A 24,798-nucleotide genomic window follows, 5' to 3' on the forward strand; every position below is an offset into this window, starting at 1 on the left:
GCCACCTCAGGCTTGGCCGCCGAACCGGACGGTACTCCCGGTTTGGTGAAAGATCGCGATGTGCCGAAAGCGATTGCCGTTCGGCGCTTCATCGCCTACATAGCGCGCAACCCCATCCAACCTGACACCTCAGTTCCAGGGAAAGCACGCGTGGCTCGCCAGTTCATCTATCACATGTCCGGCCTGTCGAAGGCCTATGGCACCAAGAAGGTGCTCGATAACGTTCACCTGTCCTTCTATCCGGACGCCAAGATCGGCATCCTCGGCCCCAACGGCTCAGGCAAGTCGACGATCCTGCGCATCATGGCCGGGCTCGACAAGGAGTTCCAGGGCGAGGCTTGGCTGGCCGAGGGCGCGACCGTCGGCTACTTGGCGCAGGAGCCGCACCTCGACAACTCGAAGACCGTGCGTGAAAACGTCATGGACGGCGTCGCCAGGAAGACCGCCATCATCGAGCGCTACAACGAGCTGATGATGAACTATTCCGACGAGACGGCCGACGAGTCGGCCAAGCTCCAGGACGAGATGGACCGGCTCAACCTTTGGGACCTCGAGCAGCAGGTCGAGATGGCGATGGACGCGCTGCAATGCCCGCCGCCTGACTCCGAAGTGACCAACCTGTCGGGCGGTGAGCGGCGCCGCGTGGCGCTCTGCCGCCTGCTGCTCGAACAGCCCGACCTTCTTTTGCTCGACGAGCCGACCAACCATCTCGACGCCGAGACCACGCAGTGGCTGGAAAAGCACCTGCGCGACTATCCTGGCTCGGTGCTGATCATCACCCACGACCGCTACTTCCTCGACAACGTCACCGGCTGGATCCTCGAACTCGACCGCGGCCGCGGCATCCCCTACGAGGGCAACTACACCAGATATCTCGACGCCAAGGCCAAGCGGCTGATCCAGGAAGGCCGCGAGGACGACGCCCGCCAGAAGTCGATCTGGCGCGAGCGCGAATGGATCCAGTCCTCGCCCAAGGCGCGCCAGACCAAGTCGAAGGCGCGTATCAAGGCCTACGAGGAACTGGTCGAGGCGTCGCAGAACCGCAAGCCGACCGACACGCAGATCGTCATCCCATCGAGCGAGCGTCTCGGCAATGTCGTAATCGAGGTCGAGAACCTCAACAAGGGCTTTGGCGACGAGCTTCTGATCGAGAACCTGTCGTTCAGGCTGCCGCCGGGCGGCATCGTCGGCGTTATCGGCCCGAATGGCGCCGGCAAGACGACGCTGTTCAAGACGTTCACCGGCCAGGAAAAGCCGGATTCGGGCACGGTCCGCATCGGTGAGACGGTCAAGCTCGGCTATGTCGACCAGAGCCGCGATGCTCTGGATGGGAGCAAGACCGTGTGGGAAGAAATCTCCGGCGGCGCCGAAATCATCAAGCTCGGCAAGCACGAGATCAACAGCCGCGCCTACTGCTCGTCCTTCAATTTCCGCGGCGGCGACCAGCAGCAGAAGGTCGGCAACCTCTCGGGCGGCCAGCGCAACCGCGTGCATCTGGCCAAGATGCTGAAGGGCGGCGGCAATGTTCTGCTGCTCGACGAACCGACCAACGACCTCGACACCGAAACGCTGGGCGCGCTGGAAGACGCGCTTGAAGCCTATGCCGGCTGCGCCGTCATCATCAGCCACGACCGCATGTTCCTCGACCGCATGGCGACCCACATGCTCGCCTTCGAGGGCGATGCGCATGTCGAGTGGTTCGAAGGCAATTTCGAGGAATACGAGAAGGACAAGCTGCGCCGCCTCGGCGCTGAAGCGGCGGCCCCGCACCGCATGACGCACAAGCGGCTGACGCGGTAAGCGGCTGGATCCGTTGCGGGTAGCCGGTGTTTGACCTAAATTGATCGGATGGAGCGTTCCGTATGATCACCGTGAAGCTGCCTGGGAAAGCCGAGAAGCTGCTGGCCGTCATGGCCAAGGCCAGCGGCCGCACGACCGATCAGGTCGTGACTGAAGCCGTCCTCGAAGCGATTGAGGATTGGCAGGACGCAAAGATAGCGAACGAACGCCTGAAAGATGACGATGGCGTTCGTATCCCGCTGGAAGAGGTGATGCGGAAGCTTGAGCTTCGTGAGGCGGAGGAACGTCACACGAAGCCCGCCGCTGAATGAACTGGCGCGTCGAGTTCACGCCACGCGCATCGAAAGACATCGAACGGCTGTCGACAAAAGACCAACGACGCATCCTCGAGTTCCTGCATCAAAGAGTTTCGTCGCATCCCAATCCGAAAACCCTTGCCAAGCGGCTCGTCGCGACTGAGGAAGGCGCTTGGCGCTTTCGCATTGGCGATTACAGGATCATCGTTCAATTCCAGGACAGCCGGCTTGTCGTTTTGGTCGTGGAAGTCGGCAATCGTCGCGAGGTCTACCGATGAACACAAACGCTGCTGCGGCACCGAATGGCTGACTGGTCCGCTGCCCAATATCTGAAGTTCGAAGATGAACGCACGCGGCCCGCGCGCGATCTGGTCCAGCAGGTGCCGGTCGATTTTCCGCGCCGCGTCGTCGATATCGGCTGCGGCCCGGGCAACTCGACCGAACTTCTGGTCGAGCGCTGGCCGGATGCCCAGGTCATTGGCTTCGACACCTCGCCCGACATGATCGCGAAGGCGAGGGCGCGGCTGCCGAATGTCAATTTCGAGCTGGCGGACGCTTCCAAATGGCAGCCCGAGCATCCCGTCGACGTCATTTTCGCCAACGCCGTCTTCCAGTGGCTGCCGGAACATCCGGCTGTGTTCCAGCGCCTGATGGGACTTCTGGCGCCAGGAGGCGCCTTGGCCATCCAGATGCCGGACAATCTCGGCGAAGCCTCGCACCAGCTGATGCGGGAGACCGCGGCCGAAGTGCCGTTTGCAGCCAAGCTCGAGGGTGCCGCGCGCGGGCCGCTGCCGCCGGTGTCCTTCTATTACGATCTGTTGTCGCCGCTCGCCGACCGGCTCGACATCTGGCACACCATCTACAACCATCCGCTGGCCGATGCCGAAGCGATCGTCGAATGGGTCAAGGCGACGGGCCTGAAGCCGTTCCTCGATCCGCTCGATGCGGATGAGAAGAAGCTGTTCCTCGACACCTACACGGCAAAGATCGCCAAGGCCTATCCGAAGACAGCGAACGGCAAGGTGCTGCTGCGCTTCCCGCGGATTTTCATCATAGCCAAGCGGGCCTGACGCAGCGGTTTAAGCTGGCATAAACCGGCTGGATGCGACAAGGGTAGCGCCGGGCCGCTCCGGTGCCCACATCAAGGCCCCTGCCTCGGACGGATTGGACATGCATCGCGTCATCATCAGCGGCATCGGCGCCGAAATCCCTGAACCCGTCATCACCAACGAAGAACTGGTCGCCAGCTTCAACAGCTGGGTCGACACCGAGAATGCGCGCCGTGCCTTGACAGGCGAGACGCTGCTGCAGAAATCGGACAGCGACTTCATCGTGCATGCATCGGGCGTGAGGAGCCGCCATGTGATCGAGCGCGAAGGCATCCTCGACCCAACCCGCATGACGCCGCGCATCCCGGCGCGGCCAGACGATGCGCTGTCGTTGGAAGCCGAGTTCGGCATCGCCTCGGCCAGGAAGGCGCTTGCCCATGCCAGATTGGACCCATCCGAGATCGACCTGATCATCTGCTCGGCCTCGCACCATCAGCGGCCCTATCCGGCTATAGCCATAGAGATGCAGGAGGCGCTGGGGACCAAGGGCGCCGGCTTCGACATGGGATTGGGCTGTTCCTCGGCGGCGGCTGCTCTTCACATGGCCGTCAACCTGGTGCGCTCGGGCGCGCATAAGCGCATCCTGGTGTCGACGCCGGAGATCATCACCGGCCATCTCAATTTCCGCGACCGGCAGACGCATTTCATCTTCGGCGACGCCTCGGTGTCAATGGTGGTGGAGGGTCTTGCCCAGGGTGACAAACGACCCGGGCGTTTCGAGGTGCTGGACACCCGCATTTGGACGCAGATGTCGAACAACATACGCACCAATCTCGGCTATCACACGCGCACCGCCCAGGACGATCCCTACATGATCAATCTGGAGGGCAACCTGATCAAGCAGGTGGGCAACAAGGTGTTCAAGGAAGTCACCGTCGCCGGCCAGAAATTCATCGTGGAATTCCTGGCCGAGCATGGGCTGACGCCGCAGGCGATCCGCCGCTTCTGGCTGCATCAGGCCAATGCGCGCATGAATGCGATGATCCTGAAGCTGTCCTTCGGCCATGACGTCGACCATGACCGCGCGCCGATGGTGCTGGAGCGGCTCGGCAACACGGCGGGCGCCGGCGCGATCGTGGCGCTGTCGGAAAACCATGCCGACATGAGGGCCGGCGATTTCGGCCTGATCTGCGCGTTTGGCGCGGGGTATTCGATAGGCGGCGCGCTTATCAGAATGCTGTGAGGCGTCAGGCCGGCGCGAACGGCACCAGCATCGGCACTCGCCCGGCGTAATCGTCATAGGCGGTTCCGAGTTCGGTGCGCAGGAAACGCTCCTCGAGCTTTGCCTTCATGACGATGCCGATGATCAAAAGAATGGCGCCTCCGACGCCCCAGACGGTGCCTTTCGCCGCCATGGTGGCCAGGATTCCCAGGATCAGCCCGGTGTAGATCGGGTGGCGAACGAGGCCGTAAGGCCCGGTGTCGATGACGCGGTGTTCGGCCTTGGCGGTGACCGTTCCCGACCACAGCCGGCCAAGGTGCAGCCGCGCCCACCATGAGAAGGCGAGGCCGATAGCGATTAGCGCGACGCAGATCCAGGCCACGGCAAGGTTGGGAAACCACAGGCGAAAACGGCCGACATAGTCATGCGCCGGAATGAATAAGAGGATTGTGCCGGGTACGAGCATCGCCCGGTACGGTGCCTCCGCCTGAAAGCCGGCGCGCTTCCTTGCCGGGGCGGCCCAGAACGCCGCGGCGGCCCACGACACCGCCCAGATCAACCAGAGCAGCGCGATTGCCGTCCCGGGGCGCATCACGTACCTCCGTCAATTTGTCTGGACGTTATCATGAAGCCGGCTCGGCGCGGCAGCAATGCGGCGCTGGTTCCATTATCAGTAAGAAGATCGTGATCCTCGCCCTCATTAGCCCGAACAGCTGAACATCCACTGCACGCCAAAGGCATCGACCAGCATGCCGAAGAAGGTTCCCCAATATTGCCTTGCCAGGGGCACGGTGATCCGTCCGCTCGCGGCCATGCGGGCGAACAGCTCCCGCATGGCGGCCAAGTCGTCGAACTCCAGCATCATGGCGGAGCCCTTCATCGGCTCCGCATCGTCATTATCTGAGGCATGGAACAGCACGCCTGGACCTTCAAACCGCGCATGCAGGATTTTTCCGCGCATCGCCTCGGTTCGCACCGGCATGTCGTTGTCGCCCCAGCGCAGCAGGATCGTCCCTCGGCCAAGACCGCATTGTTCGTAGAAGGCCAATGCCGGTTCGCAGCTGGTGGTGAAGAACAGCGAAGGGGAGAGCCGCATGCTACCGCTCCTGGCCAGATCAGTGCGCAGCGGTGGCTGCTGCGATGAGCGCCTCGCCGGTATATTGCATGTCACCGATGCCCCAGCCGCCGTCGGGTGCGTTGACGATGTTGATCCAGGTGTTTTCGGGCCTATGTGCCGGCACGCAGAGTTCGGCCACAATCGCGGCGGCCGTGGTGATGAAGGCCTTGCGGGACTCGACCGAGCCAAGGCCGATATTGGGCAATTTCAACTCGACCATGACGACCGGCCGGTTGGTGCCGCCGGCATAGATATGGCGCGGCGGCAAGATATGGACCGTGCCGCCGACAATCCCGGTGAAGAACGAGTTGCCGGTGGCGCCGGAGGCTTCGATCAGGGCGGCGCTGAGGCGCGGCAGGATCTCGCGCTCTCCCGCCTGGGTCAGTACGCCTTCCGGCGCGGTCACGGTAATGGGCATTTGGGTTCTCCTTGGTCCTCGGGTCGCACGGCCTTGTTCGAAGATTTTCTCCGGCTTGCCATGTTTCGTATCAATTGTTACGTTACGCGAAACGAGGAAGTCAACAGGTTTCGTATCAATCACTATGGAAGATTTGGAGAAGCCGCGCGGCGGCCGGCCGCGTGCATTCGATCCCGACCGGGCACTGGACGCGGCCATGCATCTGTTCTGGGACCATGGCTATGAGGCGACGTCGCTCGCCATGCTGCGCGAGGCGATGGGGCTGACGCCGCCGCAGATCTACAATGCCTTCACCGACAAGGAGACTTTGTTCCGCAAGGCGCTGGCGCGCTATCATGAGACGGAGATCGGCTTTGCGCTGGAGGCGCTGAGCGCGCCGGTGTCGACGCGGGCGGCGGTCCGGCGGTTGCTGCTCGGGGCGGCGGAGGCCTATTCCAGGCCCGGCAAGCCGGGCGGATGCCTTTTCGTCAGCGGTGCCCTGGCAGCCTCGCCGCAAGCGCAAGCCATTGCCGGTGAACTCAAGGCCTATCGCAAGGCGAGCGAGGCGGCGATCGCGGAGCGGCTGGCCAAGGGGAGAGCGAAGGGCGATCTGCCGGAGGGCCTCTCCGTCGAAGGCCTGGCCAAATATATTGCAGGCGTCATGAACGGCATGTCGATACAGGCGCGGGATGGCGCATCGGTCGAAGAGTTGCGCATTTTGGCCCAAACCGCTCTTGCGGCCTTGCCGGCCGAAGAGCAAAACCAGGGCGCGTCATCCAAGGACTGAAGCCATGCTGGATCTCTTTCCCGAGGCCGAGAAGCCGGTAGACATCATCCCGGCGAAGAAGCTTTCCGCCCGCGCGGCAGCGCTTTATGTCGCGCCGGCGGATCATTTCCAGACGCGTCCGGTGGACGAGTTGCGGCTCGGCTTCGACGGCATTTCAGGCGACTTCCATGGCGGATCGACGCGCCGCTCGGGCGGACGCGAGCCCTGGTATCCGCGCGGCACCGAGATGCGCAACGAGCGGCAATTGTCGCTTGTCGCCGCGGATGAGCTCGCGATCATTGCCCAACATATGGGTCTCGAGGAGATCAGGCCGGAGTGGATCGGCGCCAATCTTTTGGTCGAAGGCGTGCCGCATCTTTCGACGCTGCCGGCCGGCTCGCTCATGTTCTTCAAGGGTGGCGCGACGATCAAGATCGACGCCCAGAACAAGCCGTGCCGCATCGCCGGGCAATCGATCGCCGAGCATGTCCGCGCCGCAGATCAAGATGCCACCGCGCTGCTCTTTCCGAAGGTGGCGAAGCGCCTGCGCGGCTTGGTTGCCTGGGTCGAAAAGCCGGGTTTCATTCGGGCCGGCGAAGAGATTTCCGTGCGCGTGCCGGAGCAGTGGATCTACCAGGCCTGACGGGCCACGCTGCTGGAAGCGGCGCGGCCCGGCACCTTGGACTAGGCTTTCCGGTTTTTGTTGGCGCCCTGCGCCATCACCGAAACATGGTCCCACTTTTCCCAGGTAGCGATGCGGTTGGCATATTCCTGCTTGATCATCGGCAGGCCGCCATCTCCGAAGAAGACACGAAGCGGCGGCTCGGCGGCGTCGACGATGGCCAGCATCGCCGGCCCGGTCGCTTCCGGATCGCCCGCCACCGCGCGGCCGCGACGCTCGGCCATCGCCGCGCGGATCGGTTCATAGACATCCAACGGCTTCGAGACCTTGGCGGAAGGGCCGGCCCAGTCGGTCGAGAAGCCACCCGGCTCGACCAGGGTGACATGGATGCCGAAACCGGCGACTTCCAGGCTGAGCGACTGGCTGAACGCTTCCAGCGCCCATTTCGAGGCGTGGTAAAGGCCGAGCGAAGTGAAGGCGTTGACGCCACCGATCGACGATATCTGGATGATATGGCCGGACCGCTGGGCCCGCATGATCGGCAATGCGGCCTGCGTCACCCAAAGCGCGCCGAAGACGTTGGTTTCGATCTGGTCGCGCGCTTCCTGCTCGGTGACTTCCTCGATGGCGCCGAAATGGCCGTAGCCTGCGTTGTTGATGACGACGTCGAGCCGGCCGAAACGCTTGTGCGCCTCGGCGATCGCGGCGTCGACCGCCTTCTTGTCGGTGACATCGAGCTTCATGGCGGCGATGTTGTCGCCATATTTTTCGACGAGATCGGCAAGCGTGCCGGCATCGCGCGCGGTGGCAGCGACGCGATCGCCACGGGCGAGCGCGGCCTCGGTCCAGACACGGCCAAAGCCCTTCGACGATCCGGTGATGAACCAAACCTTGTCAGTCATGATCTGCGATCCTTGCTCTTGGGGCGCTTCGGCGTTCCACGGAACCGCCGAACCGCTCTAAGTTTTTGTTTTGCGCAATTCCGGACGGAGGCTGCGGCGAAGTCGCCGAACCTGACCGCTGCGCACTTTTCCTGGAATTGCTCTGGAGGCGATGAATTCCGGGGAGATAAACGGAGGATACTCCGTTTGCCGCATATACGTCGCTTTTGGCGTTTTTCCAGAGGGCCGCCCGAATTATTTGACGGGCAGGGTCAGGGGTAGCTCACAGCGCTCGACCAGGCCGGATCGTCATGTCTTTTCCAATAAAGCGCCATCAGCCGTTCGGTGATTGCGCCGACCTTGCCGTCGGCGACAGGCGCCCCGTCGATCGTCGTGACCGGCATGATGCCGCCTGCGGTCGAGGTGATGAAGACCTCGTCCGCCGTCTTCAGCGCGACGACGCTGACATCCGTCGCCACAGCCAAGAGGCCCTCTTCGGCACAAAGGTCAAGCACGGTGCGGCGCGTGATGCCGGGCAGCACGCCGACGGCGGGCGTCGACAGCTTGCGGTCCTTTACGCAGAAAACGTTGAAGCCCGGACCTTCGGCGACATTGCCGTTGAAGTCGAGGACAAGCGCGGTGTCGGCGCCGCGGTCGTAGGCATCGTAGAGCCCGCGTACCAGGTCCAGCCAATGATAGTTCTTGATCGAGGGATCGATCGAGGCGGGCGGAATACGCACCTTGTCGCTGATCGCCACCTTGAGGCCGGTTCGCAACTGCTCGGCATTGGCGACCGAGCCGAAGGGGACGGCGAAAGCCATGAACCGATTGATCGCCTGGCGCGGGTCGCGGCTGAAGGTCGGCGAGGCGCCGCGTGTGCACAGCATCTCGACATAGGCCGCGCGGTGGCCGGACAGCGCGACGCAATTGTGGAGGATCTCGGCAACGCCGTCGCGATCGAACGGGATCGTCATTCGCAGTTTTTCCAGCCCGCCGAAGAAGCGGTCGAGATGCAGGTCGAGGCGGAAGAAGCGGCCATCCCAGACGTGAACGGTGTCGTAGGTGGCGTCGGAATGCAGGAAGCCCCAATCCAGCACCGAGACCTTGGCCTGCGACATCGGCAGATATTGCCCGTCCAGGAAGGCGACGCCGTCGGGATAGGCATGCGGGTCGAGATGACGATCTGAAAGAATGGGGAGCGACCCGGCTGGCGCGGCAACAGCTTGGCTCATTTTCATTCCTCCCTCGATGTTCCGGCAAGGCAGGCTAACGCCGGGCTCCGGATGAAGTAGAGCCAGGCTACCGGCGCTGCCTGGCCTGCGAAGCGGCTGTTCGGTCCTCGACCTCATTCGTCCTCGTCGTCTTCCTCGAGCAGGCGTGTCGCCCGCCAGCGGGTGAGCACCTCGTTGGTCCGCCCGATGACGAAGAAACGCGCCGAGTCCCGGTCATATCCTTCGGCGAGCAGCTTTTCGTAGTCGGTGTGGGCATGGCGGATATGGGCGATGGTCGCCAGCCACACCGCGATCGTTGGCGGCAAGGTCTTCATGTGCACCGAACCGGCCTCGGCGCGGATCTTTTCCATGTCGGCGTAAGGCGCGAGCGGCAACAGCGCTGTCAGCGCCTTGGCAATCGCGCGCCTTCGGCGGGTGGGGGCGCTCATTTCCCGTCGCGCCCGGCAATGGTCGCTTCGGGAAATGCATCGGTCGAAGCGTAGTAGGGCTTGATGTCGATGACCGGCGTGCCGTCGAGCACATCGATGGCGTCGATCTCGATCCGGCCGGCCTCGATGTCGAGAGCGACGAGCTTCGCCACATGCAGGCCGACAGGGTTCGGCCGGGCAGGAGAGCGTAGCGAGAAAACGCCTTTCGGTTCAGCCGCATGGCGCGGTTTCTGCACGATCAGATTCCGCGGCGCGTGATGGAGCCAGGACAGGATGACGATGTGGCTGGCGCGTTCCAGGTTTTGCAGTCCCGGACGATAGGCCTCATTGATCATGACGGTTGCAGCGCGCCCGGATTCCCGGGCGGCGCGCATATTCTTGGGGCAATCCTCGCGACTCACCCAAGGCGAGACAATGCGACCGACAAAGACAAGGTGGCCGTCCGTCCGCAGTTCCGCCGGATCGACTTCAAGAAGCCTCTCACCTTCGCGTGTCTCAAACATCCTGTTTCATCCCGTGGAAGAACCGCATGTCCGGTGCGGATCACGGCTGCGCCATTTTCTTGTCCGGAAGCGACATAGCGCTTGCCATGGTTTCAAAATCGACATAAACATATCTTTATATCTTTCAATGAGAACCGGCGCATGCATATCCCGCTCGACACAATGGTAGATACATTGAAGGCGGCGGCCGAATCCAGCCGACTTCGCATCCTAGTGCTCCTGTCGCGCGGCGACCTGACCGTCTCCGATCTCACCGAAATCCTCGGCCAGTCGCAGCCGCGCGTCTCGCGTCACCTGAAGCTGCTGCTCGATGCCGGGCTGATCGGCCGCTACCAAGAAGGATCCTGGGCCTTCTTCAGGCTGACGGATACGGATAATTCGCGCGATTTCGTGCAGCGTCTGGTCGCGGGCATCAGCGAGGCCGATCCGCAGGTGGTGCGCGATCTCGAGCGGTTGGCGGCGGTGAAGCGCAAGCGGCAGGACCGTGCCGCCGAATATTTCTCGGAGAATGCTGCGAGCTGGGACCACATCCGCTCGCTGCATGTGCCGGACCGCGCGGTGGAAGCGGCACTCATAAAGCTTGTCGGCAAGCGGCCGTTCCAGTCGATGCTCGACCTTGGCACCGGCACGGGCAGGCTGCTCGAAATCTTTGCGCCGCTCTACCGGCGCGGTGTCGGCATCGACATGTCGCGCGAGATGCTGAGCGTGGCGCGCGCCAATCTCGACAGGGCAGGCGTCGCCAATGCGCAGGTGCGCCAGGGCGACATTTTCTCGCCGCCGGTCGAGCGCAACGCCTTCGACCTCGTCACCATCCACCAGGTGCTGCACTATCTCGACGATCCGGCCCGGGCGATCGCCGAGGCAGCGAGGCTGCTGCGCCCATCGGGCAGGCTGATCGTCGTCGACTTCGCGCCGCACAATCTCGAATTCCTGCGCGACCAGCATGCCCATATGCGGCTCGGCTTCTCCGACCGGCAGATTTCGGAGTGGTTCGCGGAGGCGGGACTCGACCTCGAGGACAGCCAGGAATTCGAGCCGCGCGGCGGCAACGAGGCAAGGCTCACCGTCAAGCTCTGGCTCGGCCGTGACCGCCGCCTGCTGATCGCCGATCCGTCCAATGACCCGCTACCAGCCAAGACATATCCAATGGGGGAAACAGCCTGATGAACCAGTTCCGCTTTTCCCGCCGCCCCGACATTGGCGACAAGGTCAGGGTCTCGTTCGAATTCTTCCCGCCGAAGACCGACGAGATGGAGATAAGGCTCTGGGACACGGTCACCCGGCTGGAGCCGCTCAAGCCGAAATTCGTCTCGGTGACCTATGGCGCCGGCGGCTCGACCCGCGAGCGCACGGCGCGCACGGTGAAGCGCATCCTCAACGAGACGTCGCTGACGCCGGCGGCGCATATGACCTGCGTCGATGCCGCCCGCGATGACGTCGACACGGTCATCCGCGAATTCGCCGACATGGGCGTCAAGCGCTTTGTGGCGTTGCGCGGCGATCCGGCGGCCGGCGTGGGCACAAGCTACCGTCCGCATCCCGACGGCTACGCCAATGGCGCCGAGCTGGTCGGGGCGCTGAAGAGCGCCGGCGATTTCGATATCTCCGTCTCGGCCTATCCGGAAAAACATCCGGAAAGCCCCGACTTCGCCACCGACTTCGACATGCTGAAGCGCAAGGCCGACAATGGCGCGACGCGGGCGATCACTCAGTTCTTCTTCGACAACGATCTCTACGAGCGTTATGTCGAGCGGGCGCGCCGCGCCGGCATCTATATTCCGATCGTGCCGGGCATCCTGCCGGTGCACAATTTCACGCAGGTCGCCAATTTCTCGTCGCGCTGCGGGGCGCTGGTGCCGGCCTGGCTGGCCGAGCGTTTCGAAGGACTGGAGAACGATCCGCAGACGCATGCTCTCGTGGCTTCGGCCGTGGCAGCCGAGCAGGTGCTCGACCTTGTCGAGCGCGGCGTCGGCGATTTCCATTTCTACACGATGAACCGCGCCGATCTCGTCTTTGCCGTCTGCCACATGATCGGCATCCGCTCGCATGAGACGGAGGCGAGGGGATCGGCAGCGGCGTGAACCAAGCGCAACGGAAGCCTGCAATGGAAAAGGCCGGGTAGAACCCGGCCTTCTCGAACTGTTGGACTATTCTCGGTGTTCAGTCTTCCCGGCTTTGGCGGTCAGGGAAGAACGCCTATGATAAGGGCACCGATGAATGCGAATGCGGCACAAATCATCAAAGCGTTGATTGGCCTCGTCAGTCCCATGCCATAGCCTCCTCTTCAGAGCTATGGCAGGAGTCTAGGGTCATTTGTGCCACAGGCAAGCGGAAAACGTGCTGCAATGCGACATGATTGTGGAATTTGCGACCCGGGTTTTGCCGTTAGCCGTTGAAACTCTTTGGCAAAATCCGGCTCCGAGGTTGTGAATAAATTGTGGCGGCGGTGTGGCATGACACCGCTACCATCGCCCGAACAGACGCCCGTCGATGGTGATCAGGCCGAGTCCGATCAGTGTCATGCCGCCGACCTCGAACAGCGCCAGCCGCTCGCCGAGGAAGAGGAAGCCGAGCAGCACCGCGCTGACTGGGACGACCAGCGTCACCAATGAGGCATTGGTGGCGCCTGCCGAGGCGACGAGGTTGAAATAGAGGATGTAGGCGAAGGCGGTGGAGAGCAGCGCCAGCGCCAGCACGGCTGCCCAGACCGGCGGCGAGGCGGCAAGAAGGCCGGCCGGGCCGTAAGCGATCAGCACGACCGGGATCATGATGACGGTCGAAGCGGTCAGTTGCCCGGTGGCGATGACCGGCGAAGGCACGCCCTTGAAGCGGCGAGCGATCATCAGCGCGACGGCGTAGGAGAGCGAAGCACCGATCAGCGCGAACTTGGCCCAGACCGGCCCGCCGAGGCCGGCAAGCAGGCCGGGACCGATCATGACCGCTGTGCCGGCAACACCGAGCGCGATGCCGGCCAGCTTGTTCCAGGACAGCTTCTCATCGGTGGTGAGGGCGTTGGCGAGAATCAGCGTCCAGAATGGCGTCGTCGCATTGAGTACCGAGGCGACGCCGGCACCGAGCTCAACCTGGCCGGCGAAGATCAACGAGAAGGGGATCACGTTGTTGGTGAGAGCCAGCAGCAAGAACAGCCCAGCGCGGGGAAAGGCAAGGCGAAAAGAGGGACCGCGCATAGCCAGATAGAGCTGAAGCGCGATCGCGGCGATGGCGACACGAAACAGCACCAGCGCCAGCGGATGGATCTCGGACACGGCGATGCGGGCAAAGAAGAACGAACCGCCCCAGATCGCGCCGAGCAAGAGAAGCTGCGCCCAATCCTTGAGCGTCATCGGTCCGCGCATCGGCGCGGCGCCGGCCGTAATGGACATGTTTTTCCTCCCAGGGGCCGATCGCAACCTCGGCCCGTCAAACACCTCACCAACCGATATCGAGTTCGGAGGCAAGGGCCACCCGAAACCTGACCGCTGGTTTAGCGTTGGCAAAATGTGCGGCCGGCCGGCCGGGATAGCGAGACACAGAACTGTTTTCTTTGGCGGTTAGCTAGGATTAATTGTGCGCGCTCCAGATCGAGGGATTCGTCCATGCAGCGATTCGAAAATGCCCGTGAGGCGGCACTGGCGCTTCGTCCCGACGACCCGGTCTATTGTTTCCGCCCGCAGGTGCTGAGGGCCGATGCGCTGCAGTTCATGGGCATGTTTCCCGGCAAGACCGCCTACGCGGTCAAGACCAATGGCGAGCAGATCGTTCTGAAGGCGCTGGTCGAGGCCGGCGTCAGCGCCTTCGACGTCGCCTCGCCCGGCGAGTTCGCCGCCGTGCGCGCCGTCTCGCCGGACGCCGAGATGCTCTACATGCATCCGGTCAAGGCGCAGTCGGACATCAAGCTGGCGCTGGAGAAATACGGCATCCGGGTGATCTCGCTCGACCATGAGGACGAGATCACCAAGCTGACGCGGGTGGTGCGGGCGCTCGACATCGATCCCGGCGCTCTCACCGTCTTCGTGCGCATCCAGACCAAGGGCCACGCGGCTTACGAACTGTCGAAGAAATTCGGCGCCGGGCCGGCCAATGCGGTCGAGCTCGCCGAGCGGCTGAACCGCACCGGCTACAAGGTCGGCCTCTGCTTCCATGTCGGCAGCCAGATCGAGGATCCCGACACCTATGAGCGCGCGCTGGCTTCGGCCGACTGGGTGCGCAACCGCCTGACCTTCGACATTGCCGGGCTCGATGTCGGCGGCGGCTTTCCGGCCGAGTACGGCCACGATCCCAACCGCAGGCACATCGAGATGCCGTCGCTGGGACAGCTCATGTCGCGGCTGGCCGGCGACCTCAAGGAATACCAGTTCGACGACATGCCGCTGGTGGCGGAGCCCGGCCGCGTGATCGTGGCGCGCTGCCTGTCGTTGATCGTGCGCGTGCTGCTGCGCAAGGGCAAGCGGCTCTACATCAATGACGGCATCTGGGCCTCGCTGTCGGATTCATGGACCGGCAAGATCACGCTGCCGGCGCGCTTCATCCCCGACCCCGCGATCCGCACGCGCAACGGCGCCGAGAAAAACATCGTACCCTTCAAGGTGTGCGGCGCGACCTGCGATTCCGTCGACATCCTGTCCAGGCCGTTCTGGCTGCCGGAAACGGTCGACACCGGCGACTGGATCGAGATCGGCCATATCGGCGCCTACTCGCTGTCGCTGAGGACACGCTTCAACGGCTTTTATCCCGACACTTTCGTCGAGGTGACGACGCCGTTCGACGAAGGGGACGCGCCGCAGGGGTTTGCGAGTTTGGAGACGATGGGGAGTTAAGCTCCACCTTCTCCCCTTGTGGGAGAAGGTGGATCGGCGCGTAGCGCCGAGACGGATGAGGGGTGTTCCAGCGGAGTGAGACGTTGGTATTCCCTGGAGCACCCCTCATCCGACCGAGCTTCGCTCGGCCACCTTCTCCCACAAGGGGAGAAGGGAAGGGCGCTACAATTTCGCCAGCAGTTCCGGCGTCGGCCAGCCATCCACGGGAAGGCCGAGCCGCATCTGTTCCTTGCGGATCGCCTCGCGCGTGTTGGTTCCCAGGATACCGTCGACGGTGCCGACGTCGTAGCCCTTGGCTTCGAGCTTGGTCTGCAGCGCCTTCATCTGGTCGCCATCGAGGCCTTGCTCGGGCGTGCGCGGATCGAATTGCGGCGCGCCGGCGAGCCGAGTCGCAAGCACCGCCGCGGTCAGCGCGTAGGTGAAGGACTGGTTCCACTCGAGGTAGACATCGAAATTGTCGTAGGTCAGGAAAGCAGGGCCCTTGCGGCCCATGGGCAGCGCCAGGCCGGCCTTGAGGCCGTTGTCGATGAGCGGGTTGCCATTGGGTTCGGTAACGCCCCACTGAGCCCACTGCGACAGCGGCAGCTTGTTGGTGCGGCCTGTCTGGTCCCATGGCATCTCATCGGGGACGCGCACTTCCTGGACCCAGGGCTGGTCGCGCTTCCAGCCGCGCGACATGATCTTGTCGGCCGTGGTCATGATGACATCCGGCACGCTGTTCCTGAGATCGACCTTGCCGTCGCCGTCGCCGTCGACGCCGCGCCCTAGATAGTCGGTCGGCAGGATCTGCGTCTGGCCGATCTCGCCCGCCCAGGCGCCCTTGACGTCGGCCGGCAGCACGCCGCGGTCGATCAGGGTCAGCAGCGGCACCAATTGCGGCCGGAACAGTTGCGGGCGGCGGCAATCATGCGAAAGCGTCACCAGCGCGTTGAGGGTATGGAAGTCGCCCTGCACAGCGCCGAAGTCGGTTTCCAGTCCCCAGAAGGCGGCGATGATCGCCGGCTGGACGCCGAACTGCTTGTCGGCGCGGTCGAAGACATCGGCATATTTCTTCAGATTGGCCGTGCCCTGCTTCAGGCGATAGCCCGAAATCATGCGGGTGGCGAATTCGGTGAAAGTCTGCGTAAAGACGCCCTGGGCGCGGTCGCGCGCCAACGCACGCTCGTCAAGGGTGGCGTCTTCCAGCGCGTCGAGGCCGACGGCACCGACGCCGGCCGCCTTGGCTTCCGCTGCCACACCCTGCTTCCAGGCCTCGAAATCGCCGCCGCATTCCTGTGCCGCTGCGGGCAGTGCAAACGCACAGACAAAGAGCGCCGCCAGGATTTCAACGCGCAATCGCATCGCTTTCCTTTCGAGACCGGCGCATGACCCCATCGCAACCCGGAGCGGGCTTTGACAGGCGCATGCGAGGATTTCAAAGTTCAGGAGCCGCGTTAGGCATCCGCACGAGTGCGCCGCTCCAGATTACCAGCGGTTGCATGTTTCGCCGCCTGCCATGTCGAAAAGCAGGCGGGACGGCCGATGTCAACGGGTGTTCTGCCGCAGCCACTTCTTCCAGGCGGCTTCCGAGCCGTTGAAAACATTGATGTCCGACTTGCCGGTCATGCCGGGCACGATGCCGGTGCCGGTGTACTGCCAGAAGGTGAAGGGGTGGCTGCCGTATTTCTCGCGCGGGTGACCGGCGACCGAGCGCAGCCAATAGGGATAGCTGCGGAATGTCGCCAACTGGTTGTCGTCGAAGAAGTCGAGCGAGGTGTAGATGATCGGCTTCTTGCCGTAGTGACGCTCGACCATTTCGAGGAAGACGGTCATTTCGCTGCGCACGGTGGCCGGATCGGGGCGCAGGCGGCAAGTCGGCGACTTCGGGTTCCATTCCATGTCGAGCACCGGCGGCATCGCCGACGGGTCTCGCGGAACATTGGCGATGAACCAGCGCGCCTGGGTCTCGGCCGGCGTGCAGAAATAGAAGAAATGATAGGCGGCGCGCGGCATGCCGGCGGCCTTGGTGCGCGCCCAGTGCTCGTTGAAATACTCGTCGAAGCGGTCGCCGCCTTCCGTCGCCTTGATGAAGGCGAAGGAGATGCCGCTGGCCCTGGCCGTCGGCCAGTCGACCGAGGTCTGGTATTTGGAAACATCGGTGCCGTGGATGGCGTAATTCCACGGCGTGCCGCTGTCCCATTCATGCGGCTTGGAATCGTCGAACTTGGGCGCGCGCACAGTCTGCGAGGACGGCGACAGCGGAGCAAGGTCGTCGACGGTCGAGCAGGCGCCCAGCAGCGTCAGCATCAGTATGGCCGCGAGACGGCGCATGGTATTTCCCAGGCCGGGTTCAGCCGGCTGCTGATGGGTCTTTGCAGATGGCCGTTGCTCGCGCAGGCCCCCTCGGACGGTCTCCCCACAGGACCGCCCTAGTTGCTCAGTTGATCGCCGAACATGGTTGATAATCCATTGACGGCGCTCGACAACACCGACGATTTTGCGGAAGCAATGGCGGCAAATCGATGACATAAATCGAGCCGTAGAATCCAAAGGGCGGGAAAAGATGCGGGCTGTCGTGAAGTTCGTCAAATGGCTGCTGGGTCTTATTGTGCTGGCGGTGGTCGCGCTCTTCGCCTGGCTCTATTTCGCGCCGCCTGAACTGATCCGCGTCGGCTCCGGCTACTCGGCCAAGATCGTATGCTCGAACGTCTTCATCGCCGGCCGCGACGCCAACGAGGTTCTGGCTGTCGACGTGCAGGCGCCCGGCCATCCGCTGCTCAAGCTGATGAAGGTCTCCGTCGACAAGGAGCGGGGACTGGTTTCGGCGGGGTTGCTCTGGGTTTTCGGCAAGAGCGTTGCTGTCGAGCGTGACGGTGTCGGCTGCGCGTCGGTTCCCGACGGCGACACCGGCAAGGCGCGGCAGACGTCGTTGCGCGCGGCGGCACCGCCGGCGACGCAGCCCGACGCACTCTGGCCCGACGGCGAGCGGGTGGACGCCTCGCAGAATCCCGAGGTCGCGAAAATCGTCGATGACGCCGCGATGGCCGGCACCGGCATGCGCGCCATCGTGGTGGTGAAGAACGGCCGCGTCGTCGCGGAGCGCTATGGCGCGGGTTTTTCGGCCAAGACGCCGCTGCTCGGCTGGTCGATGACCAAGACGGTGAATGCCGCGATCGTCGGCACGCTGGTCAAGGACGGCAAGATGGTGCTCGACAAGAAGGGCCTGTTCGCGCCGTGGGAGGCGGATGGGCGCGCCGCCATCAGCCTTGCCGACATGATGGCGATGTCGAGCGGGCTCGAATTCAACGAGGACTATGGCGACGTCGCCGATGTGACGCGAATGCTCTATCTTGAGCCGAACATGGCGGGCTTCGCCGCGGCCAAGTCGCTGACCGGCGGGGTCGGCAAGGTGTTTTCCTATTCGAGCGGCACTGCGGTGATGCTGTCGCGGCTGTGGCAGGATGCGATCGGCGACAAGGCGAAGGCGCTGGCCTGGCCGCGCACGGCGCTGTTCGAGCCGCTCGGCATGAAGAGCGCGGTGCTCGAAACCGACGAGCAGGGCACCTTCGTCGGCTCGTCCTATCTCTACGCCACTGCGCATGACTGGGCGCGCTTTGGCCAGTTCCTGCTGCAGGGCGGCGTGTGGAACGGAAACCAGGTGCTTTCCGCCGGCTTTGTCGACTGGATGCGCGCGCCGGCGCCGGCTTCGAAGGTCTACGGCAAGGGCCAGGTCTGGATCGAAGGGCCGGGCGACGAGGAAAAGCCCGGCGCTGGTGCTGCCGCCGGCCTGCCCAAGGACACCTACTGGATGGAAGGCCATGACGGCCAGACGGTGGCGATCGTTCCGTCGGAGCAACTGGTGGTGGTGCGTTTGGGGTTGACGCCCGCAAAGTTCGGCTATCGGCCGCAGACGATGGTGGCGGCGCTGGTCAAGGCGCTGCATTGATAGCGTCTGCTATTTGCCAGGTCCGATCACGCCCAGCCAAGCGTAACCGCGATAAAGCGTTCTGAACCGGAAGGTTGCACCGGTCCGCTCGGATTCCGATTCAAGCACGTCACGCAGCGAAGCACGCGGTGTGACATGGAATTTCCGCAACCAGCCGCGCAGCAGGGCGCGGAACCAGCGCGGCAGGCCTTCCTGCTGGCCGAAGTCGACGACGTGCAGCGAGCCGCCGGGGGCGAGCGCGGCAAGGGCGGCTGAAACCGTTTTTTCCCAACCAGGGATCATCGACAGCGAATAGGAGACGAAGACGCGGTCGAAGCGCTCGATGCCGAAAAGCGCCTTGGCGTCGAAATCGGTGGCATCGCCGCGCGCCAGGCTGACCTTGCCGGACAGACCCTCGCGGGCGATGGCCGCGCTCGCCGTCTCCAGCATCTCTGTGGAGATGTCGAGGCCGAAGAAACGGGCGTTGGGATAGCGGCGGGCGGCAAGCGCGATGTTGCGGCCGGTGCCGCAGCCGAGCTCAAGCACGGTACCGCCTTGCGGCACATCGAGCCCATCGATCAGCCAATCGCGGCCGAGCAAATAATATTTGCGGGTGAGGTCATAGATGTGGCGCTGCCAGCGGTAGACGCCGTCCATCAGTTCGGCATGGCTGGCCGGCAGCTCCGTCGTGCTCATGGCGCGCACTTCACGTAAAGGTGGAAGCCGCCATAGATCGCCGAGCGGTCCCTGGCGGAGAATTCGCGCGAAGCCTCGCTCTCATATGTCCACTGGTCGAGCAGCGAGCTGGAAACGCGGCCCGGCAGCAGGCTGGGTTCGGCCGCGGTGCGGAAGATGACGCGGGCACCGACCGAAGCCGTGCGGGTGATCTCGGTCCACAGCGCGTTGAGCAGGTCGTCGGTCATCCAGTCCTGGGCGTCGAGCAGGACGAAGCGGTCGACGGTGCCGGCATCCTTGGCGGCCAGGAACTTGATCAGGTTGGCGTGATGGATGGCGACGCGGTCGATGTTGCCGCGGATTGTCTTGTAGTTCGCCTGTTCCAGATAGGCGGGAAGGGCTGCCTCGCCGGGCTGTGGATAGCGGCGGGCAAAGGCCTGCCAGGCGAAGTAATTGTCCTTGAGCGGGAAATCGCAGGCGAGCTTTTCAAGCCGCGCCTTCAACACGCTCGCCATCGAACCGTCGCCGGACGTGATCAGCGAGTCATACTGTGCCGGCGGGATACCGAGGCCGAACAGCGAAGCCTTGCGCGACGTCGCCCAGCGCAGCAGCTTCTTGTCGAAGATCGGCGCCAGCTCCTCGTTGAAGAAGCGGCGCTGCTCGTCGACATTCTCGGCCTTCATGATGCCGGCCGGGTCGACACCGAACAGCTTGCCGACGCGATGACCCATGGCGATGAACAGGCCGAGCAGGCCGGTCTGGTAGAAGTTGCGATCGAAGACCGAGATCCGCCGGCGGCCGCGCCAGTTGCGGCGTTCCCAGTAGTGGCGGCTGACCGGATCGAGATGCGGTGCGATGAAACGGTCATAGGCATCGGAATTATGGCTGGTGCCGGCGGCGCCGAAGAAGCGGAACAGGTCGCCCTGCGACGGCAGATGCCGGACCGCTTCCAGCTTCATGCGGTTCAGCGCGACATGCGCGGCGTTGAGATCGACGGCATCGATCCTGGCCGGCGAACGGGTCAGATAGGCCAGGATGTTGCAGCCGCCCGATGCGATTGTGACGATCCGGTGGCCGGCGCCGAGCTGCATGGCCTCCATGTCGACATCCGGGTCTTCCCAAATCTGTGGGTAGACTAGGCCGGAGAACAGGAAAGCGAACAACCGTTCGGAAATGCCGTCCTTCGACAATGCCCGGTTCTGGTAGACGGCCTTTCCGACTTCCTTGCCTCGGCGATAAACGAGTTCTGCGGAAACATCCGACATGGAAAGGTGATTCCCCATTTGCATTGGCGCAAGCGGGTAGCGCAGCGTCATGACAGGCCGGTGACAGCCTGTTGACGGGGAATTCTACGCTTTGCCGAACGCTCCCGGTGTCGGCGTGGTGAGGATGACGGCCTCGCCGGCTTCGAGCGTGGTCTGGTCGCAGGCCTTCAAGAGGTCGACCGAGCCGTCATTGCGCCTGACTTTTGTCGAGCCCGCCTCGCCATCGCCGCCGCCGTCGAGGCCCTGAGGTGGGCGATTTCGATGCGAGGACAGGATTGCGCATTCCATCTTTTCGAGGAAGCGGATGGTGCGCCTGGTGCCGTCGCCGGCATTCCACTTGCCTTTGCCGCCGGAGCCTTCGCGGATGTGGAAGTCTTCCAGCACGACGGGGAAGCGCAGTTCCAGCACCTCCGGGTCGGTGAGCCGCGAATTGGTCATGTGGGTATGGACGCCGGACGTGCCGGCAAAGCCGCGGCCCGAATTCATGTGCCCGGCCGGCGAGCCGGAGCAGATCGTCTCATAATACTGGTATTTCTTGTTGCCGAAGGTGAGGTTGTTCATCGTGCCTTGCGCGTTGGCTATGGCGCCCATCGCGCCGAACAGCGCATTGGTGACATGTTGCGAGGTCTCGACATTGCCGGCGACGACGGCTGCTGGGTAAGCGGGCTTCAGCATCGAGCCGTCGGGGATGACGATGTTGATCGGCCTCAGGCAGCCGGCGTTCATCGGGATCATGTCCTCGACCATGACGCGGAAGGCGTAGAGCACTGCGGCGCGGGCGACCGGCTCAGGCGCGTTGAAATTGTTCTTCATCACCGGCGAGGTGCCGGTGAAGTCGACGGTCGCCTCGCGCTTTTGCCGGTCGACGGTGATCTTGACCTTGATCATCTGGCCGGTGTCGGTGGGGTATTCGTAAGCCGCGCTGTCGGGAAGCCGCTCGATCACGCGGCGCACGCTCTCGGCGGCATTGTCCTGGACGTGGCCCATATAGGCTTCGACGACATCGAGGCCGAAATGCACGACCATTTTGCGCAATTCCGCCACGCCCTTTTCATTGGCGGCGATCTGCGCCTTGAGGTCGGCGATGTTCTGGGCGGGATTGCGCGCCGGGTAGGGGTGGTCGGTGAGCAGGGTTTCCAGTTCCTTCTCGCGGAAGCGGCCGCGATCGACAATGCGGAAATTGTCGAACAGCACGCCTTCCTCGTCGACGGTTGTGGCCAAAGGCGTCATCGAGCCGGGCGCGGTGCCGCCGACATCGGCGTGATGGCCGCGCGAGGCCGCCCAGAACAGGATTTCCCTGCGCGCATCGTCGAAGACGGGTGTCACCACGGTGATGTCGGGCAGATGCGTGCCGCCATTATACGGCGCATTGAGCGCGAAGACGTCGCCGGGGTGGATGTCGCCGGAATTCAGGCGGATGATGGTTTCGACGGAGCGGTCCATGGAACCGAGATGCACCGGCATATGCGGCGCGTTGGCGACCAGCGCGCCATGGCGGTCGAACACGGCGCAGGAAAAATCGAGCCGTTCCTTGATGTTGACCGAATAGGCGGTGTTCTGCAGCGTCACGCCCATCTGTTCGGCGATCGACATGAAGAGGTTGTTGAAGACCTCCAGCATCACCGGATCGGCCTCGGTGCCGAGCGCTGCGGCGCGCGCTTTTCTTTCCGCGCGGCGTATCAAGACATGGTCGAGATTGGTGATTTCGGCGCGCCAGCCCGGCTCGACGACGATGGTCTGGTTCGGCTCGATGATCAGCGCGGGCCCGGCGACCGTGTGGGACGGCCGCAGGTTCTCGCGGCGGTAGACGCCGGCCTCGTGCCAGCGGCCTTCGGTGTAGAAGCGCCGGTTTTCCAAAGGCTTGGCTTCGATCCTTGCCAGCCCGGCAGGCGCGTAGGCTTCAGCCTTGTCCTGTCGAGCGGCTTCCGTGCCTTCGACGGCGACGGTCTCGACTACGATGGGTTTGTCGTCATAGACGAATCCGAACTGCGCCTTGTGCGCGGCCTCGAAATCGCTTCTGGCGCGGAAGATCGAGCCATGCTCGAAATTCACCGGCAGCGCCGTATCGGTGCCGTCATAGCGGATGTGCAGGACAGGCTTCGTTGAAAGCGCATCGTCGGCAATGCCCTGTTCGCCAAGCTCGGCGACGACGTCGCTGCGCAAGGCTGCGATGAGAGCCTCGATCGCCAAGCGGGATTCCTCGGCAAGCGGCTGCAGCAAAGCCTGCTGGCGCGAGGCGAAGACCGACGAAAGGCCGATGCCGTAAGCTGAAAGCAGGCCGGAGAAGGGGTGGATGAGCACCGCTTCCATGCCAAGCGCGTCGGCGACCAGGCAGGCGTGCTGACCGCCGGCGCCGCCGAAGCAGTTGAGGAGATACTCGGTGACATCGTAGCCGCGCTGCACCGAGATTTTCTTGATGGCGTTGGCCATGTTCTCGACGGCGATGGTGACGAAACCCTCGGCGACCGCCTCGGGCGTTCGGCCGTCGCCGATTTCGGCGGCAAGCGCCGTGAATTTTTCGCCGACCGTGCCGATGTCGAGCGGCTGGTCCTGGCCCGCGCCGAAAATCGCCGGGAAGAAATCGGGCTGCAATTTGCCGAGCATGACGTTGGCATCGGTGACGGCGAGCGGGCCGCCGCGCCGGTAAGCGGCGGGGCCGGGATTGGCGCCGGCGGAATCCGGGCCGACGCGGAAGCGGCCGGCTTCATAGTGAAGGATCGAACCTCCGCCGGCTGCAACCGTGTGGATGCGCATCATCGGCGCGCGTATGCGCACGCCGGCGACCTCGGTGTCGAAGGCGCGCTCATATTCGCCGTCATAATGGGCGACGTCGGTCGAGGTGCCGCCCATATCGAAGCCGATGACCTTTTCGAAGCCGGCGAGCTTCGCCGTCTCGACCATGCCGACAACCCCGCCCGCCGGTCCCGAAAGCAGCGCGTCCTTGCCCTGGAACATGTCGGCGGCGGTGAGGCCGCCCGATGACATCATGAACATCAGGCGCGGACCTGCACCCAGTTCGCCGGCCACACGTTGCACATAGCGCGACAGGATCGGCGACAGATAGGCGTCGACCACGGTGGTGTCGCCGCGGCCGACCAGCTTGATCAGCGGCGAGACCTCGTGGCTGACCGAGATCTGGCTGAAGCCGATCTTGCGGCAGACCTTGGCCACGGCCTTTTCGTGGTCCGGATATTTCCAGGCATGCATGAAGACGATGGCGACCGCGTCGATCCCGTCGGCCTTGGCCTGTTCGATCGCCGGGCGACAGGCCGCGATGTCGAGCAGGCGCTCGACGCAGCCGTCGGCGCGCACGCGCTCGTCGATCTCGATGACGCGCTCGTAGAGCTGCTCCGGCAGGATGATCTCCTTGGCGAAGATGTCCGGCCTCGCCTGGTAGGCGATGCGCAATGCGTCGCGAAAACCCCTGCTGATGAGCAGGAGCACGCGGTCGCCCTTGCGCTCGAGCAGCGCGTTGGTGGCAACGGTCGTGCCCATTTTGACGTCGCCGATGGTGTCCGCGGAAATGGCGGAGCCGCCTTTCAAACCCAACAGGTCGCGGATGCCTTGGATGGCAGCGTCCGCATAGGCCTCGGGATTTTCGGACAGGAGCTTTCGAGGGTGCAGGCGGCCTTGCGGATCACGGCCGATGACGTCGGTGAACGTGCCGCCGCGGTCGATCCAGAAGTCCCATTTCCCTGTCCCCTCGGCTGCCGGCATTCTGCTAATCCATTTATGTCTTCGAGCGTATGTTCTGTTAGTTCGGGATTTCGGCGCCAGCAATCGCAAGTTGATGTTACAGGTAGAAATGCAACGTTACGAAACCG

Annotated in this window: 24 protein-coding genes; 11 read left to right on the forward strand and 13 right to left on the reverse strand. The window is 63.7% G+C overall.

The features are described from left to right. Positions 1–150: 150 nt before the first annotated feature. The 5 genes from ettA to AC0L2L_RS29950 all read left to right on the forward strand — a co-directional run bounded on the left by ettA (position 151) and on the right by AC0L2L_RS29950 (position 4,388). Positions 151–1,800 (forward strand): energy-dependent translational throttle protein EttA, encoded by a 1,650-nt coding sequence (gene ettA / locus AC0L2L_RS29930; protein WP_473583467.1) that lies wholly within the window; start codon positions 151–153, stop codon positions 1,798–1,800. A 62-nt stretch (positions 1,801–1,862) separates the two neighbouring features. Further along, positions 1,863–2,111 (forward strand): DUF6290 family protein, encoded by a 249-nt coding sequence (locus AC0L2L_RS29935; RefSeq protein WP_473583468.1) that lies wholly within the window; start codon positions 1,863–1,865, stop codon positions 2,109–2,111. Beyond that, entirely contained in the window at positions 2,108–2,374 is a 267-nt protein-coding gene (locus AC0L2L_RS29940) for a type II toxin-antitoxin system RelE family toxin (RefSeq protein ID WP_473583469.1), read from the forward strand. Before AC0L2L_RS29935 ends, AC0L2L_RS29940 begins: the two co-directional genes overlap by 4 nt. A 24-nt stretch (positions 2,375–2,398) precedes the next feature. Next, a complete protein-coding gene (gene tam / locus AC0L2L_RS29945; protein ID WP_473583470.1) occupies positions 2,399–3,166 on the forward strand; it encodes a trans-aconitate 2-methyltransferase in 768 nt (255 codons plus the stop codon). Positions 3,167–3,266: 100 nt separating this feature from the next. Next, the gene (locus tag AC0L2L_RS29950) at positions 3,267–4,388 is read left to right on the forward strand and encodes a beta-ketoacyl-ACP synthase III (RefSeq protein WP_473583471.1); all 1,122 of its coding nucleotides are present in this window, start codon (positions 3,267–3,269) and stop codon (positions 4,386–4,388) included. Between the two features lie 4 nt (positions 4,389–4,392). Here the strand turns inward: AC0L2L_RS29950 and AC0L2L_RS29955 are convergent, their stop codons facing one another. The 3 genes from AC0L2L_RS29955 to AC0L2L_RS29965 all read right to left on the reverse strand — a co-directional run bounded on the left by AC0L2L_RS29955 (position 4,393) and on the right by AC0L2L_RS29965 (position 5,902). Beyond that, entirely contained in the window at positions 4,393–4,959 is a 567-nt protein-coding gene (locus AC0L2L_RS29955; protein WP_473583472.1) for a methyltransferase family protein, read from the reverse strand. A gap of 108 nt (positions 4,960–5,067) precedes the next feature. Further along, positions 5,068–5,463, reverse strand: coding sequence for a VOC family protein (locus tag AC0L2L_RS29960; protein WP_473583473.1), 396 nt, complete (start codon positions 5,461–5,463; stop codon positions 5,068–5,070). Between the two features lie 19 nt (positions 5,464–5,482). Further along, positions 5,483–5,902, reverse strand: a complete 420-nt coding sequence (locus AC0L2L_RS29965; protein ID WP_473583474.1) for a tautomerase family protein — start codon at positions 5,900–5,902, stop codon at positions 5,483–5,485. A gap of 196 nt (positions 5,903–6,098) precedes the next feature. Here AC0L2L_RS29965 and AC0L2L_RS29970 point away from each other — a divergent pair, with 196 nt between their 5' ends. Continuing rightward, the gene (locus AC0L2L_RS29970; protein WP_473583475.1) at positions 6,099–6,668 is read left to right on the forward strand and encodes a TetR/AcrR family transcriptional regulator; all 570 of its coding nucleotides are present in this window, start codon (positions 6,099–6,101) and stop codon (positions 6,666–6,668) included. 4 nt (positions 6,669–6,672) lie between these two features. Next, positions 6,673–7,290: an MOSC domain-containing protein gene (locus tag AC0L2L_RS29975; protein ID WP_473583476.1), complete on the forward strand. Its 618-nt coding sequence runs from the start codon at positions 6,673–6,675 to the stop codon at positions 7,288–7,290. Between the two features lie 41 nt (positions 7,291–7,331). Here the strand turns inward: AC0L2L_RS29975 and AC0L2L_RS29980 are convergent, their stop codons facing one another. The 4 genes from AC0L2L_RS29980 to tsaA all read right to left on the reverse strand — a co-directional run bounded on the left by AC0L2L_RS29980 (position 7,332) and on the right by tsaA (position 10,313). Further along, positions 7,332–8,171, reverse strand: a complete 840-nt coding sequence (locus AC0L2L_RS29980; protein ID WP_473583477.1) for an SDR family oxidoreductase — start codon at positions 8,169–8,171, stop codon at positions 7,332–7,334. Positions 8,172–8,422: 251 nt separating this feature from the next. Next, positions 8,423–9,382, reverse strand: a complete 960-nt coding sequence (locus tag AC0L2L_RS29985; RefSeq protein WP_473583478.1) for a D-amino acid aminotransferase — start codon at positions 9,380–9,382, stop codon at positions 8,423–8,425. 113 nt (positions 9,383–9,495) lie between these two features. Further along, entirely contained in the window at positions 9,496–9,810 is a 315-nt protein-coding gene (locus tag AC0L2L_RS29990) for a DUF2293 domain-containing protein (RefSeq protein WP_473583479.1), read from the reverse strand. Next, complete coding sequence (tsaA, locus tag AC0L2L_RS29995; RefSeq protein ID WP_473583480.1) at positions 9,807–10,313, reverse strand: tRNA (N6-threonylcarbamoyladenosine(37)-N6)-methyltransferase TrmO; 507 nt, start codon at positions 10,311–10,313, stop codon at positions 9,807–9,809. Before tsaA ends, AC0L2L_RS29990 begins: the two co-directional genes overlap by 4 nt. 141 nt (positions 10,314–10,454) lie before the next feature. Here tsaA and AC0L2L_RS30000 point away from each other — a divergent pair, with 141 nt between their 5' ends. Beyond that, positions 10,455–11,477 (forward strand): ArsR/SmtB family transcription factor, encoded by a 1,023-nt coding sequence (locus tag AC0L2L_RS30000; RefSeq protein WP_473583481.1) that lies wholly within the window; start codon positions 10,455–10,457, stop codon positions 11,475–11,477. Further along, complete coding sequence (metF, locus tag AC0L2L_RS30005) at positions 11,477–12,394, forward strand: methylenetetrahydrofolate reductase [NAD(P)H] (RefSeq protein ID WP_473583482.1); 918 nt, start codon at positions 11,477–11,479, stop codon at positions 12,392–12,394. The genes AC0L2L_RS30000 and metF overlap by 1 nt, the downstream gene beginning before the upstream one ends. Positions 12,395–12,775: 381 nt before the next feature. Here metF and AC0L2L_RS30010 read toward each other — a convergent pair whose 3' ends face one another. Next, positions 12,776–13,696 (reverse strand): DMT family transporter, encoded by a 921-nt coding sequence (locus AC0L2L_RS30010; RefSeq protein ID WP_473583483.1) that lies wholly within the window; start codon positions 13,694–13,696, stop codon positions 12,776–12,778. Between the two features lie 213 nt (positions 13,697–13,909). Here AC0L2L_RS30010 and AC0L2L_RS30015 point away from each other — a divergent pair, with 213 nt between their 5' ends. After that, on the forward strand, positions 13,910–15,130 hold the full coding sequence (locus AC0L2L_RS30015; RefSeq protein WP_473583484.1) for an alanine racemase: 1,221 nt from the start codon (positions 13,910–13,912) through the stop codon (positions 15,128–15,130). Between the two features lie 162 nt (positions 15,131–15,292). Here AC0L2L_RS30015 and AC0L2L_RS30020 read toward each other — a convergent pair whose 3' ends face one another. Together AC0L2L_RS30020 and AC0L2L_RS30025 are read right to left on the reverse strand one after the other, a co-directional pair. Continuing rightward, the gene (locus AC0L2L_RS30020) at positions 15,293–16,471 is read right to left on the reverse strand and encodes a lytic murein transglycosylase (RefSeq protein WP_473583485.1); all 1,179 of its coding nucleotides are present in this window, start codon (positions 16,469–16,471) and stop codon (positions 15,293–15,295) included. A gap of 183 nt (positions 16,472–16,654) precedes the next feature. Beyond that, positions 16,655–17,440: a glycoside hydrolase family 25 protein gene (locus tag AC0L2L_RS30025; protein ID WP_473583486.1), complete on the reverse strand. Its 786-nt coding sequence runs from the start codon at positions 17,438–17,440 to the stop codon at positions 16,655–16,657. A gap of 232 nt (positions 17,441–17,672) precedes the next feature. Here AC0L2L_RS30025 and AC0L2L_RS30030 point away from each other — a divergent pair, with 232 nt between their 5' ends. Further along, on the forward strand, positions 17,673–19,055 hold the full coding sequence (locus AC0L2L_RS30030; RefSeq protein ID WP_473583487.1) for a serine hydrolase domain-containing protein: 1,383 nt from the start codon (positions 17,673–17,675) through the stop codon (positions 19,053–19,055). Between the two features lie 9 nt (positions 19,056–19,064). On the opposite strand, the gene AC0L2L_RS30035 is transcribed toward AC0L2L_RS30030, so the two are convergent. From AC0L2L_RS30035 to AC0L2L_RS30045, 3 genes are read right to left on the reverse strand one after another with little or no spacing between them, the layout of a single operon-like run. Beyond that, a complete protein-coding gene (locus AC0L2L_RS30035) occupies positions 19,065–19,730 on the reverse strand; it encodes a class I SAM-dependent methyltransferase (RefSeq protein ID WP_473583488.1) in 666 nt (221 codons plus the stop codon). Continuing rightward, entirely contained in the window at positions 19,727–21,025 is a 1,299-nt protein-coding gene (locus AC0L2L_RS30040; RefSeq protein WP_473583489.1) for a BtaA family protein, read from the reverse strand. Before AC0L2L_RS30040 ends, AC0L2L_RS30035 begins: the two co-directional genes overlap by 4 nt. 33 nt (positions 21,026–21,058) lie before the next feature. Further along, a complete protein-coding gene (locus AC0L2L_RS30045) occupies positions 21,059–24,691 on the reverse strand; it encodes a hydantoinase B/oxoprolinase family protein (RefSeq protein ID WP_473583490.1) in 3,633 nt (1,210 codons plus the stop codon). Positions 24,692–24,798 lie beyond the last annotated feature (107 nt).

The organism is Mesorhizobium sp. WSM4832, assembly GCF_055811115.1.

Bases quoted from the DNA above. Each gene is read 5' to 3' on its own strand.
- AC0L2L_RS30025 (WP_473583486.1), bottom strand. From the start codon at position 17,440: ATGCGCCGTCTCGCGGCCATACTGATGCTGACGCTGCTGGGCGCCTGC.
- AC0L2L_RS30000 (WP_473583481.1), top strand. From the start codon at position 10,455: ATGCATATCCCGCTCGACACAATGGTAGATACATTGAAGGCGGCGGCC.
- metF (WP_473583482.1), top strand. From the start codon at position 11,477: ATGAACCAGTTCCGCTTTTCCCGCCGCCCCGACATTGGCGACAAGGTC.
- AC0L2L_RS30010 (WP_473583483.1), bottom strand. From the start codon at position 13,696: ATGTCCATTACGGCCGGCGCCGCGCCGATGCGCGGACCGATGACGCTC.
- AC0L2L_RS29975 (WP_473583476.1), top strand. From the start codon at position 6,673: ATGCTGGATCTCTTTCCCGAGGCCGAGAAGCCGGTAGACATCATCCCG.
- tam (WP_473583470.1), top strand. From the start codon at position 2,399: ATGGCTGACTGGTCCGCTGCCCAATATCTGAAGTTCGAAGATGAACGC.
- AC0L2L_RS30040 (WP_473583489.1), bottom strand. From the start codon at position 21,025: ATGACGCTGCGCTACCCGCTTGCGCCAATGCAAATGGGGAATCACCTT.
- AC0L2L_RS30020 (WP_473583485.1), bottom strand. From the start codon at position 16,471: ATGCGATTGCGCGTTGAAATCCTGGCGGCGCTCTTTGTCTGTGCGTTT.
- AC0L2L_RS29985 (WP_473583478.1), bottom strand. From the start codon at position 9,382: ATGAGCCAAGCTGTTGCCGCGCCAGCCGGGTCGCTCCCCATTCTTTCA.
- AC0L2L_RS30030 (WP_473583487.1), top strand. From the start codon at position 17,673: ATGCGGGCTGTCGTGAAGTTCGTCAAATGGCTGCTGGGTCTTATTGTG.
- AC0L2L_RS30015 (WP_473583484.1), top strand. From the start codon at position 13,910: ATGCAGCGATTCGAAAATGCCCGTGAGGCGGCACTGGCGCTTCGTCCC.
- AC0L2L_RS29935 (WP_473583468.1), top strand. From the start codon at position 1,863: ATGATCACCGTGAAGCTGCCTGGGAAAGCCGAGAAGCTGCTGGCCGTC.
- AC0L2L_RS29940 (WP_473583469.1), top strand. From the start codon at position 2,108: ATGAACTGGCGCGTCGAGTTCACGCCACGCGCATCGAAAGACATCGAA.
- AC0L2L_RS29980 (WP_473583477.1), bottom strand. From the start codon at position 8,171: ATGACTGACAAGGTTTGGTTCATCACCGGATCGTCGAAGGGCTTTGGC.
- AC0L2L_RS30035 (WP_473583488.1), bottom strand. From the start codon at position 19,730: ATGAGCACGACGGAGCTGCCGGCCAGCCATGCCGAACTGATGGACGGC.
- AC0L2L_RS29970 (WP_473583475.1), top strand. From the start codon at position 6,099: ATGCATCTGTTCTGGGACCATGGCTATGAGGCGACGTCGCTCGCCATG.
- AC0L2L_RS29950 (WP_473583471.1), top strand. From the start codon at position 3,267: ATGCATCGCGTCATCATCAGCGGCATCGGCGCCGAAATCCCTGAACCC.
- AC0L2L_RS29960 (WP_473583473.1), bottom strand. From the start codon at position 5,463: ATGCGGCTCTCCCCTTCGCTGTTCTTCACCACCAGCTGCGAACCGGCA.
- tsaA (WP_473583480.1), bottom strand. From the start codon at position 10,313: ATGTTTGAGACACGCGAAGGTGAGAGGCTTCTTGAAGTCGATCCGGCG.
- AC0L2L_RS29955 (WP_473583472.1), bottom strand. From the start codon at position 4,959: ATGCGCCCCGGGACGGCAATCGCGCTGCTCTGGTTGATCTGGGCGGTG.
- AC0L2L_RS29990 (WP_473583479.1), bottom strand. From the start codon at position 9,810: ATGAGCGCCCCCACCCGCCGAAGGCGCGCGATTGCCAAGGCGCTGACA.
- AC0L2L_RS30045 (WP_473583490.1), bottom strand. From the start codon at position 24,691: ATGCCGGCAGCCGAGGGGACAGGGAAATGGGACTTCTGGATCGACCGC.
- AC0L2L_RS29965 (WP_473583474.1), bottom strand. From the start codon at position 5,902: ATGCCCATTACCGTGACCGCGCCGGAAGGCGTACTGACCCAGGCGGGA.